The organism is Marinobacter sp. MBR-99, assembly GCF_040547575.1.
Classification (GTDB): Bacteria; Pseudomonadota; Gammaproteobacteria; order Pseudomonadales; family Oleiphilaceae; genus Marinobacter.
In genome coordinates this window covers 107,807-122,364 of the sequence record NZ_JBEPPY010000010.1, presented here as the reverse complement: position 1 = coordinate 122,364, position 14,558 = coordinate 107,807, and the positions used below count along the sequence as shown (strand labels likewise).

Below are 14,558 nucleotides of genomic sequence, written 5' to 3'. Positions count from 1 at the left end.
CTTCTGAACCTTTTGCTATTACGCGAGAAACTCGATGTATTCATCCGGCGTTCCGCAGAAAATTACTTCACTTGTAGAGATTAAGTGGTAGTACACTGAATCGCCGCGCTCTATCAGCAGGTTGTAGAGTGGTGCTACGTAGATCTCGCCTTTAGGCCATTCAGACTCGGGGGTTAGACAATATTGTTCAAAGGCTTCCATGAAATACTCCGCGCGTCTGAAATAGTACAAGCCAGTACTACACAGGTCCGAGATGCGGTTTTTCTCGGCAGTTTTTTTCACCAGGTTTGAGTCTGGTGATGTTGGTTCCGCAAATGACCAATGTTCGCCTGGCCCCCGGAAAACCTCGAGGTAACCTACACCCCTGCGGCTCTCATCGGGGTACGTGAAGCCCGGTCGGAAGGTATCAATGTTGAAAATAGTCAGTGGCTCTTCATCTGATTTAACCTGCTGAAGTGCCAAATAAACCGTTTCCGCCTGACCCCGTGTTTCCTGATCAAGAACGATGACATCGTATTTCTTGATTCCCAGTGCCTCAGCTCCTTCGGCTACAAAACCGGGAGTGTCGAATACATTTCGCACAACGAAGACGAAATGCTCGCTGCTGAAGTATTGTTCGAAACTCAAAACTGAGTGTTCGAAAAGCGTCCGGCCATGAGCTTCCAGCATATACTTTGGTTTGTCGTACCCAGCCTCGAAAAAGCGGGAGCTCAGACCTGCCATCGGGATAACAATCATTGCTGGTGTCGCTCCATCATGTCGTACATGCGAAATGCGTTTGCAAGAAGGGCTTGCTGCCGACCCTTGTCGTCGCTGTGCAAAGGCAGCATAGAAAGGAATAATTGAGTCTGCATTGCATATAATTCAGTTGGAGTGATCGAAAACTGTGATTCCACCATTTCGATAAAGAGCTGCTGTATATCATGGAGTTTAGGTGTCTCCGGGAGGGTGATAGATATATCCCGGCTGTTGAGAAGAGTGTTGTGGTAGCCAGCAACGATCCAGTCGTACATACCCAAAACCGAATGACTTAGCTTTGCAAGGTCGTATCGAAGATCACCGTAGATGCTCTGCTTCCCGTCCGGGCTCAGTCCTCTAGGATCTATCACCTTGATTCTATTAGTGCGGAACTCGTAGAGCACGTTACTAAAACAGAAATCACCATGGATGAGTGTACTAGCGGCTTCTTGGGAAGGGAGCCGTATTTCACTGCCCTGCACGAGATCTTCTATTGAAAGCTCAAGTTTCCTTTTCTCCCCTCCCCTTGCGTAATATCGAAAAACAGTGTCAACTCGAATGCCGCTTTCACGAGAAAAGTCTTGAAGTCTCGAGGTGGTTTTTTCTGTAAAAAGTGCGTTCAGGCGGGCGGACGACTGTTTCGTTCTCTGATTGTGGTGCTCTGCACATGCTTCCAGAAATGACAGGCATTCCTTGAATATTTTCTTCCATAACAACGGTGGAATATCCGCGAAAACATATAATTCGTTTAGTGGAGTATGATGTAGGTATTCTAGCCTGTATGCGCTTTTTTCTGAGCATTCAGGACGTCCCAAATATTGCGGTGTGAAGCGCCGCAGCATTGGGGGTAGGCTTTCAAACCAGTTTGCTTCTGCTTCGATCTTAACGCTGTGAGTGCCTGATTTTTCGATCCAGTTTGGTGTGATCTTCAGATCATTGAAGACCCTTTGCGTTGTATGTGCTGACTTTGATCTGAAATAGGTATTTGCGTGCCCGAAATCCAACCAGTTGGTGACTTTTACCGTGCTGAGTCCAACGGTTTTACGGTACCGTCCCAGTCCTTCGAGGAACTGCCAATTACATTGTGTTATACAGCGTATTAATTGTCTTGGACTGCTGAACTTGAAGTACCCTGTTACCACTGAGTGCTCGTTTCCATTCAGCGTATCTTGACTGCTAACCAGCCAGTTATCATCATTTTCTGTGATGATGGCCCAGTCATAGTTATCTTCCACGGTCGCAACGGCAACCAAGTCGTCACCGTTAGGTAGTGGGTCAATTAGTGTGTCGCCGAAAAGTACGTGCAACGGTGCCTCAAAACCCTGCTCCACTAAGTTAAGGGCTGTAACCAGTGAGGCGCCCAAACTCAGGCCGTCTGGTAGTTTGACGACGTTGACATGATGTTTTTTAAGCCACTCTTGGTCAAATTTCGAGACTTTAAAGGATTCTGGGAGTGTCAAAAAAATCTCGGAGTTTTTTGGTGCCAGTCTTACTTGGTGTTGAAAAAGACGGCGATTACCCAGTGGCAGAAAGCTGGGGGGGAGTGCGCCAAACTCGGATCGTAACTCCTGTGTTATGTAGGCTGCAGACATAATCAGGAACATTACTGGTGTTCTCCAGCTATTAGCTCTTCAATTTCTTCGGGGCTCATCTGTGTGAACTCAGATGGGCGAACAGCCCGGTCGTCTACATAGAAGCCTTCGAAACCACACCAGGGCTTGCCTACGTGAATCTCATCATAGGGGACCTCGTGCTGGTCAAGCCACTCGGTGATAATCGGCAGAGTGTGTATATTGATCTTTCCTACGTTTCCTTCGTAGGTCCGCATGTTGCGAGCAGTTTGGATAATAATCTCGTAACCCAGATTCTTGTAAAAACGTAACCTGTCGATCACATCCAGATTCGGAGATACGTTCCGGTAATCCGAGGTGTCGCCTTTTGTAATGGTCCCATCGAGGTCAACAACAAGCTTTTTCATGATTACAGCTCTGTCAGAGATTTTATGTACGAAATATCGAGGTCACTCACTGTATGGGGTGGTTCTCCTCCGAGCAGCATTCCCTGCGAAAGGTTGGCTAAGTTTGCAGCCTCCATATCACTTACCTTATCCCCGATCATAATGCACGCCGCCGGGTCCAGCTCAAACTCCTCAATCCCCCTCAAAATCATTCCCGGCTTCGGCTTCCTGCAATCGCAGTCCCGTTCATCTGCCGGCCCAAAATCCGGATGATGCGGACAATGATAAACCTTGGAGATGGTCACGCCCTGTTCCTTGAAGCGTTCTACCATCCAGTCTGTCAGTTCCTGGAATTGTGCTTCGGTGTACATGCCTCGGGCGATGCCGGATTGATTGGTGACCACAATCAACAGGTAGCCCTGCTCCTGAAAGTGTCGGCAGGCTTCGAAAATCCCGTCTACAAACTCGAAATCTTCTTTGCGATACGCGTAGCCGTGATCCACGTTGATCACGCCATCCCGGTCCAGAAATACGGCTTTGTTGGTCATAGGTTCTGTTCCTGAATACAGCGGTCCAACATGTCGATAACGTGTTCTGTCGTGATGTTTTCCATCAACTCTTCGCCCTTGAGTCTCTGGCCCCAGCGGCTTTGTTCTGGGGTCTCGCCTCGCCTCTGCTTCAGTGCGGGGGTGTAGGCGTCTACCACGTAGTTTTGCCAAAGGTAGGGGCCGGTGCGTTTCGGGTTGCTGTGAGCATAGAGGCCAATAACGGGTGTGCCGGCAGCAACGGCCATGTGGGCCGGGCCGGTGTCTGGTGCGAGCACAAGGCTGGCCTCACCAATCAGGGCGAACAATTGCTTCAGGCTCGACTGGCCAACCAGGTTATTTAGGGAATGTTTTGCATGGGCCTGAATGTCGGCGGCCAATTTCTTTTCATGATCGGACGGCCCGCCACACAGATACACGGAAAAACCCTGACTGGCGGCGTAGTCGGCTACCGCGGCGTATCGGTCTGGCAGCCAGTTCCGCTCGGCGTTGGAGGCGGCGGCGGTGATGATCAGGTGTTTGCTGGTGTTCGGGTCGAGCTGGGCTTTGGCCCAGCCCCGGTCTTCCGCATTAACCGGAATGTTCCAGTCGGGCGCTTCAAGTGGGATACCCAGCGCTTTCTGGAACTGTCGGAAATTGTCCAGCACATGGACCTTGTCCGTTGGCTCGATCCGTTCGTTGATAAACAGACTGTGCAGTTCCTTGCTCTTGGCTTTGTCGTAGCCAATTCGCCGCTTGGCGGAAACGCACAAGCTGGCGAGATTCGCTCTCAGGGCGACTTGCATCAGCAGCAGGGCGTCAAATCGTTTGCCCTGGAGCTGGCGCCGAAGGTTGCGGTACGCGGCCATGCCCTGCTTCTTGTCAAACACGACAAGATTGACGCCGTCCATGCCTGCCATCAGCGCGGCTTCGGCCTTGCCAATCACCCAGGTGATCTCAGCTTTCGGGTAATGTTGCCGGATGGCGTGCACCACTGCAGCGGCGTTGCAGGTGTCGCCGATGGCCGACAGGCGCAGCAGGCAGATGGAGCGTGGCGCAGACAAATCAGCCTCGAACTTTCTTGATCAGCCCGGTGGTGGAACGGCCTTCAACCGTGGGCAGGATGGCAACCTCACCGCCGTTTTCCTGAACAAAGTCCGCGCCGACGATGGTGTCGATGGAGTAGTCGCCGCCTTTGGCGAGCACCTGCGGATTCACCCGTTTGATGAGTTGCTCGGGGGTGTCGTTCTCCTCAATGTTGTCACCGAAGGGGATGACCCAGTCCACACAAGCCAGGGCGGATAGCACTTCCATCCGGTCTTCCAGCGAGTTTACCGGGCGTTCTTCGCCCTTCAGGCGACGCACAGAGGCGTCGGAGTTCAGCCCGACAACCAGTCGGTCACCGAGCGCCCGGGCCTGGGCCAGGTAGCGTACATGGCCGGCGTGCAGGATGTCGAAGCAGCCGTTGGTAAAGACAATCCGCTCGCCCTGTTGGCGGGCGTAATCAATGTGCAGCAGGCTCTGCTCGACGCTGGGGTGGTAGCCGCTGGTCTTGGCCGACCACTGATGGCTGGCGCGGGCCGCCAGTTCCTCCGGGGAAACGGTTGCGGCGCCTAGTTTGGCCACCACAATGCCGGCCGCAAGGTTGGACAGCCAGGCCGCGTCTTTCAGATCAAACCCGGCGCTCAGCAGGGTGCCCAGGGTGGCGATCACGGTGTCACCGGCACCGGTGACGTCACTCACTTCCAGGACTTCCGCCGGGAAATGGTGGTGCTCCGTCGGGGTGATCAGGCTCATGCCTTGCTCGCTGCGGGTCAGCAGCATGGTATCGATGCCCGCGTCGGTCAGCATGGCGCGGGCCGAGCTCAGCATGGCGTCATCTGAGGAGGCATCTCCGCCGGCGGCCTTGAATTCACTCAGATTCGGGGTAATGACGGTTGCGCCACGATACAGGGAAAAGTCTTTGCTTTTCGGGTCAACCAGCACTTGCTTGCCGGCGTTTCGCGCAGCCTGGATCAAGTCGCCAACACGGGCGAGGGTGCCTTTGGCATAGTCGCTGATGATGACGGTATTGTATTGCTCAACCAGTTCGCCGTAACGCTGCCTGACGCTTTCGGCCTGGGCGATGGGGAAGGTGTCTTCCATGTCGAGCCGAACCATCTGTTGATGGCGGGAGATAATGCGGGTTTTGGAGATGGTGCGTGCGTCGTCCAGTTCCAGAAGCTCGGAATGAACCTTTTCCTTGACCAGTAGGTCTTTCAGCAAACGACCGTCTGTGTCGTTGCCGATGATGCCAAGAATGGCGGCCTGGCCGTCAAGGTGGGCAATGTTTCTGGCAACGTTGGCGGCACCTCCGGCCCGGTCTTCTGTGTGCGCGACACGCACCACGGGTACCGGTGCTTCGGGCGAAATACGGTTGGTGTCACCAATGAAATAGCGGTCGAGCATGACATCGCCAATCACCAGCACAGAGGCGTTCTGAAGCTGGTCCAGCCGGGCCAGATCAAGCATCAGTCAAGGCCTCCGGACAGTACCACTTCATCCATTGCTTCACACAGCCAGTGGCCAATGAACATGTGAGCCTCCTGGATGCGGGCGGTTTCGTCGCTGCGAATAATGATAGACAGCTTTGCGATGTCTTTGACTTTGCCGCCGTCCCGGCCGGTCAGTGCCACGGTGGCCGCACCCATGTCGTTGGCGGCTTTCAGGGCACGGTTGATGTTCTCGCTCTGGCCGGAGGTGGTCAGGCCGATCACCAGGTCTTCCGGCTTGCCCAGCCCCAGAACTTGCCGCTCGAATACGGTCTCGAATTCGTAGTCGTTCGGGTGTGCCGTCAGAATGGAGGTGTCTGTGGTCAGGGCGATGGAGGCCAGGGGGCCGCGCTCTTTTTTATAGCGGACCATGAACTCGGCCGCCAAATGCTGCGAATCTGCGGCACTGCCACCGTTGCCCAGGAAGATGATCTTGCCGCCCCGTTTCAGGCTTTGGCGAGTCAGTTCCAACAGTTGCTCGACGGATTCCTGGTGTTCTTCCATCACGGCAAAGGTTTTGCGGTGCCGTTCCAGGGTGGCGAGGTAACTGCTTTGCTGGGACATATGAGCCTCCGGTATGAACAATCCCAAAGTCGACCCGGTGCGGCGCAGCACCAGTTCCAAGCGCGAAGTGTACCATGGCCGCAACAGGCGTCCCATATGCTTTTTCACCGACTAACCGCCCGTTAATCCAGTGTTCATCATGCTTCTGGCCGATGGCTGCTCGGTCTCTGGTTGTTTTAGGCAGGTACAAAAGAGGTTAGTATTACGGCTGAACCCAGCGGCCATTATCTGGCCTGTCTGCACAGAAATTTCAGGAGCCTTACCATGATTGTCGTCACTGGCGGTGCCGGTTTCATTGGAGCCAACATTATTCACGCCCTTAACCTGCGTGGCGAAACCGATATTCTGGTGGTGGACGATCTGACCGATGGCACCCGTTTCCGGAACCTGGCGGAGCTGGATGTTACGGATTACATGGACAAGGGTGAGTTTCTGGAGCGGGTGAAAGCCAATGATTTGCCCATGGGTATCCGTGCGGTGTTTCACGAAGGTGCCTGTTCAGACACCACAGAGTGGGACGGCAAGTTCATGATGGAGAACAACTACACCTACTCCAAGGTGTTGTTGCACTGGTGCCTTGATCGCAAGGTGCCCTTCCTCTACGCGTCCAGCGCGGCGGTCTACGGTGCCAGTGACGAATTCCGCGAAGAGCGGGAGTGCGAACGGCCGCTGAACGTTTACGGTTATTCCAAGTGGCAGTTTGACCAGTATGTACGCAAGATTCTGCCCTCCGCCCGCAGCCAGATTGTTGGTTTCCGCTACTTCAACGTGTACGGCCCCAGGGAGCAGCACAAGGGCAAGATGGCTTCGGTTGCCTATCACCTGCACGAGCAGATCAAGGCCGGCCAGAACCCCAAGCTGTTCGAGGGGTGGGATGGCTACTCTGATGGTGGTCAGCAGCGGGATTTCGTGTACGTGGATGATGTCTGCAAGGTCAACCTCTGGTTTTATGACAACCCGGAACAGTCCGGAATCTTCAACTTGGGTACGGGGCGAGCCCAGTCGTTTCTTGACGTTGCAGAGGCCGTTATCCGCTACCACGGCAAGGGCAGCGTCGAGTTTATCCCCTTCCCGGATGAGCTGAAAGGTCGCTACCAGAGCTTTACCCAGGCCGATATTACCGCTCTGCGTGATGTTGGCTACACCGCTGAGTTTGCTGATGTGGCCAGTGGTGTTGAGAGCTATCTGGCCTGGCTGAACCGATGAAATACCTGGTAGTAGGGCCGTCCTGGGTGGGGGACATGGTCATGGCCCAGGCGCTGTTCAAATCTCTGAAGCAGCAGGACCCGGAAGCAGACATTGATGTGCTGGCTCCGGGCTGGTCGTTACCAATCATTGATCGCATGCCTGAGGTGAGCAAAGGCATTGCCGCCCCCTGGAAAAGCGGCGAGCTGGCCTTGAAGGCACAGTGGCAGTTGGCCAGGTCGCTCAAGGGCTATGGCAAAGCGATCATCCTTCCGCGTTCCTTTAAATCCGCTTTGATCCCCTTCTTTGCGGGGATACCGGAAAGAGTCGGGTTCAGCGGTGAAGGGCGCTCCATTTTGTTAACGGATGCGCGGCGCAGACATCCTACCAGGGATGGCGCCGTTATTACTGATAAAACCGTCTGGCGGTACCTGGGGCTAGGTGCCACTAAAGCTGATTATGAAAAGTATCACTTTGATGTGCCGGAGCCGTCGTTGACCATTAACGAGGTCAACGCACGGAGTGTCGTCGCGAAACTGGAACTGGAGCCCGACCGGCCCGCCATTGCGATCTGTCCGGGTGCCGAGTTTGGACCTGCCAAGCAGTGGCCGCTGGAAAGCCACCGCGCTTTGGCAGAACAGTTGGTGCAGCAGGGTAACCAGGTATGGGTCATCGGTGGGCCGAAAGATGCGGAGGCGGGTGACCAGATTTCCAAAGGGCAGGCAGGGGTATTCAATCTCTGCGGTAAAACCCGCCTGGAGGACACCGTCGACCTATTCAGCCTGTGCCGTAAGGTGGTCAGCCATGATTCGGGGCTGATGCATGTAGCCGCAGCAGCGGGAGCCGAGGTGGTGGCTATCTATGGCTCCACCAGTCCGGATTTTACGCCGCCGTTAACGGAGAATGCGATCATTGTTCGGCACCCGGTGGAGTGCAGCCCCTGTTTCGAACGCACGTGTCGTTTCGGGCATTACCATTGCCTGACTGGCATCTCCGTACAACGGGTTCTGGAGGCGTGCCAGTGAAATTGAGCGCCGTCCTGATCACCAAAAACGCCGGGCCAGACTTTGCCAAGTGTCTAGAAAGCCTTGGGTTTGCCGATGAGATCGTGATCCTGGACTCTGGCTCAACCGACGATACCTTATCGATTGCGGAGCAGTTTGGCGCTCGCATCTTCCAGTCCACGGACTGGCCGGGGTTCGGCCCGCAGCGCCAGCGAGCTCAAAGCCATGCCCGTGGCGAGTGGTTGTTCTGGATTGATACCGATGAAGTTGTGACCGAAGAGTTGGCCAAATCCATTCAGGATGCTGTGGGGCAGGCTTCGGAGAATAGCGTGTTTCAGGTGAAGCGCTTGTCCTGGTTCTTTGGCCGGTTCATTCGCCATTCGGGCTGGTACCCGGACAAGGTGGTTCGCTTGTACCGGCGTGACGCCTATGGCTATGACGATGCCCTGGTGCACGAAAAAGTGGATTGTCCGGGCGCTTCAGTAAAAACCCTAAATGGCGACCTCCTGCACTACACCGCCACCAATTTCGCCGAGTACATGGCGAAGTCTGTCCGCTACGCCGAGGACTGGGCCGAAGGCCGGGCCCGCCGAGGCAAGACAGCTTCGTTGTTCTCTGCGTGCACTCACAGTGCCGGCGCCTTTGTCCGAAAGTATATTTTGCAAAGAGGCTTTCTGGACGGCCGGCATGGTTTTTTGTTGGCTGTAACAACGGCCATTTACGCTTTCAACAAGTACGCTGCGCTGTGGATTAAAACTCGCCGCTGACGGTTTCCTCGATAACCTGCAACAGGGCCTTTGCTGACTGCTCAACGTGAAAGCGCGAATTTATGCGTTCTCGAGCCATGCGCCCCATGCTCTCGCACAAACCCTGATCCCCATAAAGCTTTCGGATTGCGCTCGCAATCTCATCTGCGCTACCGGGTGTGACCCGGATGCCAGACACCCCGTCTTCTATCAGCTCGGCGCTACCACCGGTATCACTGACGATGGGGGCAACTCCATACGCCATGGCTTCAATCACGGTTTTCGGCAGGCCTTCTCGCTTGGTGGAGGCCAGAACGGAAACCTGGCAAGAGGCGATGATTGCCGGCGCGTCTTTGCGAAAACCCGTCAGGTGGATTCTGTTGGCCATGGGGCTGTCATTGATCAGCTTCTGCACGTCTGGGTTGTCCATGCCCCTGCCGACCAGCACCAGATGGATGTTGCTGTTTTCCGGTAGTTTGTGAGTTGCCTCAAGCAATACTGGCAGCCCCTTCCGGGGGCGAATGTTAGCGACAGAGCCGACGACGAACGCGCCTTCCGGCACCCCGAACTCTTTGAGATCAACGGGTGTGTCCTGATACCAGGCAAGGTCATGGCCTTTGTATACTGCGCAGACTTTGTTTTTGTTGCCCCAAACGTGATTTTGCAGGTCGTCCCGGGTAGCTTTTGATACGCAGACAATGCGATCCACCCTTGGGTTCAGGTGAGTCAGATAACAGCTCGGGTCCCAGCGACTGATGTTGCCTGTCTGACCACGGTAGGTCATGACCTTGACCGGCAACCCGACGGCAGCAAAATTTGTGTTGGTGATGGCCTTGTTGTTAAAGCAGTACACCGCGTCAAACTTGCCCTCGATCAGCAGGTGACGAATGCGACGAATGGCTTCTGGCTCTATTTTCTTGCGGGGATGGAAACCATGCACCTTGATTCCGTTTTCTTCAAAACGGGAGCGGTACTCTGCATCCGGTTGTGTCATCAGCTCAACGTCGACACCCAACTTTGCCAGCCCGATCAGCATTTCGGCTTCAGGCCGAACAGAATTCCAGGTATCTACATAGGAGCTGATTACAAGTAGCTTCACAGTGTTATGTCCTTTTCATGGTCGATCTCTTACACTTCCGCCATTAAAACATCGACGGGGCCGAGTTGGTATGCACATTTGCCACGTAAACCTGGCCGGAGGTTTTTCCGGTGGCGAGCGACAGACTGTAAACCTGATTCGGGAGCTGGCGAAGCGCGGTATTCAGCAAACGCTGGTGGCCAGGCCTGGGAGTCGCCTATGGGCAGAGCTGGAAGACACCCAGTCGCTCGGAATGCGCGAGTGTGCACATTTTCTGTTGGGCCACGGCAAGGGAAGCTGGGACCTCGTTCATTGCCACGACGGCAAAGCAGTCTACTGGGCCTGGATCGAATCCCGCTTGCGCGGAACGCCTTACGTCATCACCAGGCGAGTCGATAATCCCATCGGAACAGGGCGATTGACGGCTGCGGCCTATGGTGGAGCCGCGACCATCGCCTGCCTGAGCTCTGCCATTGAATCTGTTGTGCAGCACCGGCTGGGCGATGTCGACACTGTCATCATCCCGTCAAGTTTTTCAGGCTTCCCGGCCGCACCAGAGGCCGTAGCAGCCATCAGACAGCAGTATCCCGCCAAACGTCTGGTCGGTCAGGTGGGCCGCCTCCTGAAGCACAAGGGTTATCACATCACGATTGAGGCAGCGCGTTTAATGGCCAATCTCAGGCCAGACGTGCAGTTCGTATTTCTGGGAGAAGGGCCAGATGAACAATGGCTCAAATCCCAGGCACAGGATTTGCCCAACGTCAGTTTTCTGGGGCACCAGGATAGCGTTGGGGATTGGTTGGCAGCTCTGGATGTCTTCGTGTTCCCCTCACTCTCCGAGGGGCTTGGCTCAACGATTCTTGAGGCCATGCAACATCATGTGCCGGTGGTTGGGGCCAAAGCCGGAGGCATTCCTGACCTGATCTCCGATAAAGCGAATGGACTTCTGGTATCCCCGGGTGACCCGGAGGCTTTGGCTTCGGCGATTCAGTTTATCCTCGATAACCCAGAGAAGGCCGCCGCTTTCGCAGACGCTGCCCAGGCAGGCTTAACAGCGTTCAGCCCTGCATCGGTGGCGGAACGTTACCTGGGACTCTACTCCGCAACCTTGCAATCCCAAGGGAGTTCCTGGCAGCCAGGCGGTTAGTCGCATATCTGCCCAGGCTTATAAGGATTCGGATTCCCCGGCGGCCGGTGCCGCATGCGTTTGTACTCCCACTGGTACTGCTCAGGGGTCATTCGCACCACCTTTTCCACGGATTGATTCAAGGCGGTGGCGCCGGCCACTGTATCCTCGGCACCAATGCCAGGCTCCGCCCGAGTGACCAGAATCTTGAAGCCTTCGCCGTTGGGCAGGCGCTCGGCGTAGGTCACCAGAACATTGGCCCCGGTTTTCTGTACCAACTTGCCGACTAGGGTCATGGTCATCACGTCCATGCCGAAAAAGGGCGCGTAGGCGTTGGTTTTGCCCCGGGGAGACTGGTCGGGAAGAATGCCGGCTACGCCGCCTTCCTTCAAAATACCCATCAGGCGCATCAGGCCTTTACGGTCGCCGCGCACCAGTTCGGAGCCAAGGCGCCCCCTCACCCTAATCATGTAATCTTCGAATTCCTTGATGTGCGGAGGGCTGTATAGTGCGGCCATTTTATAGCGGGAGGAGAAAAACAGGCCCGCCAGCTCCCAGTTGCCAAGGTGCGGCGCGAGCAAGATCAATCCTTTGCCGGTCGCCAGGGCCTCATCAACCAGTTCCAGGCCTTCCGTTTCCTTGATCAACCCAAGGCACTTATCTACGGGCCACTCCCACATCAGCGGGATTTCCAGGGCCGTCATGCCGGTATGGGCCAGGGAGTCTCTGGACAGGTCCCTGCGCTGCTCTTCGGTGAGTTCCGGCAGGCAGATGTCCAGATTGATGTCGGTGATCTTCTTTGGCCGGCCGCCCAGTTTCCAGGCCAGGAGTCCCAGCCATTTGCCAATGAACTGTGCGGCGCCCAGGGGCAAATAGCTGACAATCCGCAACAGGCCGGCAATCAGGTAATACTTGAATTTGCTCATGATCTGCCGTACCGGTCCTCGAATCGTACAATGTCATCTTCGCCCAGATAGGATCCGGACTGCACTTCAATCAGTTCCAGGTCAATAACGCCGGGGTTTTCAAGGCAATGAATCTGGCCGACCGGTATGTAAGTGGACTGATTTTCGGTCACCAGGTACGACTCCTCGCCATTGGTTACCTTTGCGGTGCCGCTGACGACAATCCAGTGTTCTGCCCGGTGATGGTGCATCTGGACAGACAGCTTGGCACCGGGCTTCACGGTGATGCGTTTCACCTGGTAGCGGTGGCCGTTATCGATGGAATCATATACACCCCAGGGGCGGTAGACTTCCCGGTGATTCATGTGCTCGTGCCGGCCATCATTCTTGATGCGTTCAACCACCTTTTTGACATCCTGGACCTGATCTTTGTGGGCGACCAGCAAGGCGTCTTTGGTTTCAATGATCACCAGATCTTTCACGCCAACCGTGGCCACAAGGCGGCTGTCTGCGCGGACCAGAGTGCTCTCTGTGTTATGGGCAATGACATCACCGCTGAAGGCGTTTCCGCAGCTGTCTTTTTCAGAAACTTCCCATAAAGCGGACCAGGAGCCGATATCGCTCCAGCCGGCATCGAGCGCCACCACGGCGGCGTTATCGGTCTTTTCCATCACGGCGTAATCGATGGAATCTTCCGGGCACTCGGCGAATACGCTTTCATTTACGCGGGTGAAGTGCAGATCCTCGCTGGCGTCGTCCAGCGCTGCCTGGCAGATCGCAAGAATGTCCGGGCGGTGTTTCTGCAGTTCCTGAAGGTAGGTGCGGGCGCCGAACAGGAACATGCCACTGTTCCAGAGGTAATCACCGGATGCGAGGTATTCTTCCGCGGTAGTCTGGTCGGGCTTCTCCACAAACCGGCTAACGCTGAAGCTGTCGTCGGCCAATTTCGGGCCTTGCTGGATGTAGCCGTAACCGGTTTCCGCATGGCCGGGTACTATGCCGAAGGTCACCAGCTTGTCCTGCTGAGCCAGGGGTATGGCCTTCTGGATGCCGCTCTGGAACGCAGCGATATCTTTGATCAGGTGGTCTGCGGCCAGAACCAGCATCAGCGGGTTCTGGTTTTCATCTATGTTCTTGACCAGTTGCAGGGCTGCCAGAGCGATGGCCGGTGCCGTGTTGCGCCCACAGGGCTCCAGAATAATTCGGGCATCTTTGTAGCCCGCCTGGCGCATTTGCTCGGCCGCCAGAAAGCGGTGGTCTTCGTTGCAGATCAGGAGTGGATCGGCGGATTCCATACCATCCAGCCGGGCCACGGTCAGCTGCAGCATGGATAGATGTTGGTCCGTCAGTTTCAGGAACTGCTTGGGGTTCAGTTGCCTGGATAACGGCCAAAGGCGAGAGCCGGTGCCTCCGGCCATAATGACGGGGTGAATCATGTGTGCACTCCAGGGTGTTGAATTGTTACCAATTCGGCTAAGAATCACTGACACTGTATGTTAACACGCAGATCTTAGCGGTTTTATCTTAAGCGTTGGAAATCTTCCCAGGAAAGGCCTTTACTGTCTTGCTCCCAGGCCAGTCGTTTCCTGAATCTGTCGATCTTTCTGTCGATGTAATGCGAGCTCCAACCCGGCACTGGTGCCAATGCCCGAGGTATCGTGGGCGCTCCCAGGCCGTCCACGAGAAACAATTGAGTGCGGCCAATCCGATCCGTGACGACCAGGTTATGAGGGAGCAGGTTTCTGGTGAGTATTCGGGTTTGTTTCAGCCAGTCGAGAAATTCTCTGATGCCTGTTTCCAGTTCCGGTGTCAGGCCGTGGTCTTGCATCAATGTTTCGAGCGTTGGCGCAACACTGCCATTCGCACGGCAAATCAGTTCGCTTTCATTGGCCTCGCCAAGGGAGGTTTGCACGCTTCCGTAGAACCTTGGCAGATGCGCCCAGACAAGATTTTCGTGACCTTTAGCGAGCAGCCCTCGTATGGCGCGCTGATTGTGCGCGATGATCTCCTGGGTGTTATCGTTGAGCCGATGGGTTCCTAAAAGCTGTTTGAGGCGTGACTGCCTTTGGGCGCGGGCGGCGATATTTTCCGGGCGAACGATCTTCAGGCAGCGGGCTGAATCTAACGGGTGTTCGTAACACAGGCGATTGTAGCCCTGCGCGAACGGCAGTTTGTCAGACAGGTCTAGCATGGTTTCATT

The 14,558-nt window shown here is 55.4% G+C and carries 15 protein-coding genes; 4 read left to right on the top strand and 11 right to left on the bottom strand.

The window, feature by feature from the left end:
- Positions 1–18 precede the first annotated feature (18 nt).
- The 7 genes from ABIE59_RS10650 to ABIE59_RS10620 are packed head-to-tail and all read right to left on the bottom strand — an operon-like array spanning position 19 to position 6,314.
- Positions 19–738 carry a glycosyltransferase family 2 protein gene (locus ABIE59_RS10650; protein WP_354446736.1) on the bottom strand — a complete coding sequence of 240 codons (720 nt, stop codon included), beginning with the start codon at positions 736–738 and terminating at the stop codon, positions 19–21.
- A complete protein-coding gene (locus ABIE59_RS10645) occupies positions 735–2,342 on the bottom strand; it encodes a capsular biosynthesis protein (RefSeq protein WP_354446734.1) in 1,608 nt (535 codons plus the stop codon). Before ABIE59_RS10645 ends, ABIE59_RS10650 begins: the two co-directional genes overlap by 4 nt.
- A complete protein-coding gene (locus tag ABIE59_RS10640; protein ID WP_354446732.1) occupies positions 2,342–2,716 on the bottom strand; it encodes an HAD family hydrolase in 375 nt (124 codons plus the stop codon). The genes ABIE59_RS10645 and ABIE59_RS10640 overlap by 1 nt, the downstream gene beginning before the upstream one ends.
- Before the next feature lie 2 nt (positions 2,717–2,718).
- Entirely contained in the window at positions 2,719–3,243 is a 525-nt protein-coding gene (gmhB, locus tag ABIE59_RS10635) for a D-glycero-beta-D-manno-heptose 1,7-bisphosphate 7-phosphatase (RefSeq protein WP_354446730.1), read from the bottom strand.
- Positions 3,240–4,283, bottom strand: coding sequence for a glycosyltransferase family 9 protein (locus ABIE59_RS10630; protein WP_354446728.1), 1,044 nt, complete (start codon positions 4,281–4,283; stop codon positions 3,240–3,242). The genes gmhB and ABIE59_RS10630 overlap by 4 nt, the downstream gene beginning before the upstream one ends.
- A 1-nt stretch (position 4,284) precedes the next feature.
- Complete coding sequence (gene hldE, locus ABIE59_RS10625) at positions 4,285–5,733, bottom strand: bifunctional D-glycero-beta-D-manno-heptose-7-phosphate kinase/D-glycero-beta-D-manno-heptose 1-phosphate adenylyltransferase HldE (protein ID WP_502915350.1); 1,449 nt, start codon at positions 5,731–5,733, stop codon at positions 4,285–4,287.
- Positions 5,730–6,314: a D-sedoheptulose-7-phosphate isomerase gene (locus ABIE59_RS10620; RefSeq protein ID WP_354446724.1), complete on the bottom strand. Its 585-nt coding sequence runs from the start codon at positions 6,312–6,314 to the stop codon at positions 5,730–5,732. The genes hldE and ABIE59_RS10620 overlap by 4 nt, the downstream gene beginning before the upstream one ends.
- Before the next feature lie 264 nt (positions 6,315–6,578).
- On the opposite strand from ABIE59_RS10620, the gene rfaD reads away from it, so the two are divergent.
- From rfaD to ABIE59_RS10605, 3 genes are read left to right on the top strand one after another with little or no spacing between them, the layout of a single operon-like run.
- Positions 6,579–7,520: an ADP-glyceromanno-heptose 6-epimerase gene (gene rfaD, locus ABIE59_RS10615; RefSeq protein ID WP_354446722.1), complete on the top strand. Its 942-nt coding sequence runs from the start codon at positions 6,579–6,581 to the stop codon at positions 7,518–7,520.
- Positions 7,517–8,524, top strand: coding sequence for a lipopolysaccharide heptosyltransferase II (waaF, locus tag ABIE59_RS10610; protein WP_354446720.1), 1,008 nt, complete (start codon positions 7,517–7,519; stop codon positions 8,522–8,524). Before rfaD ends, waaF begins: the two co-directional genes overlap by 4 nt.
- Positions 8,521–9,270 (top strand): glycosyltransferase family 2 protein, encoded by a 750-nt coding sequence (locus tag ABIE59_RS10605; RefSeq protein ID WP_354446718.1) that lies wholly within the window; start codon positions 8,521–8,523, stop codon positions 9,268–9,270. Before waaF ends, ABIE59_RS10605 begins: the two co-directional genes overlap by 4 nt.
- Here ABIE59_RS10605 and ABIE59_RS10600 read toward each other — a convergent pair.
- The gene (locus ABIE59_RS10600) at positions 9,254–10,348 is read right to left on the bottom strand and encodes a glycosyltransferase family 4 protein (RefSeq protein ID WP_354446716.1); all 1,095 of its coding nucleotides are present in this window, start codon (positions 10,346–10,348) and stop codon (positions 9,254–9,256) included. The two genes, ABIE59_RS10605 and ABIE59_RS10600, sit on opposite strands and share 17 nt — an antisense overlap.
- Before the next feature lie 70 nt (positions 10,349–10,418).
- Here ABIE59_RS10600 and ABIE59_RS10595 point away from each other — a divergent pair, with 70 nt between their 5' ends.
- Positions 10,419–11,474 (top strand): glycosyltransferase family 4 protein, encoded by a 1,056-nt coding sequence (locus ABIE59_RS10595; protein WP_354446714.1) that lies wholly within the window; start codon positions 10,419–10,421, stop codon positions 11,472–11,474.
- Here ABIE59_RS10595 and ABIE59_RS10590 read toward each other — a convergent pair.
- From ABIE59_RS10590 to ABIE59_RS10580, 3 genes are all read right to left on the bottom strand, one after another.
- Complete coding sequence (locus ABIE59_RS10590; protein WP_354446712.1) at positions 11,471–12,379, bottom strand: lysophospholipid acyltransferase family protein; 909 nt, start codon at positions 12,377–12,379, stop codon at positions 11,471–11,473. The two genes, ABIE59_RS10595 and ABIE59_RS10590, sit on opposite strands and share 4 nt — an antisense overlap.
- Positions 12,376–13,794, bottom strand: coding sequence for a mannose-1-phosphate guanylyltransferase/mannose-6-phosphate isomerase (locus ABIE59_RS10585; RefSeq protein ID WP_011784313.1), 1,419 nt, complete (start codon positions 13,792–13,794; stop codon positions 12,376–12,378). The genes ABIE59_RS10590 and ABIE59_RS10585 overlap by 4 nt, the downstream gene beginning before the upstream one ends.
- An 83-nt stretch (positions 13,795–13,877) precedes the next feature.
- Complete coding sequence (locus tag ABIE59_RS10580) at positions 13,878–14,549, bottom strand: YrbL family protein (protein ID WP_354446710.1); 672 nt, start codon at positions 14,547–14,549, stop codon at positions 13,878–13,880.
- Positions 14,550–14,558 lie beyond the last annotated feature (9 nt).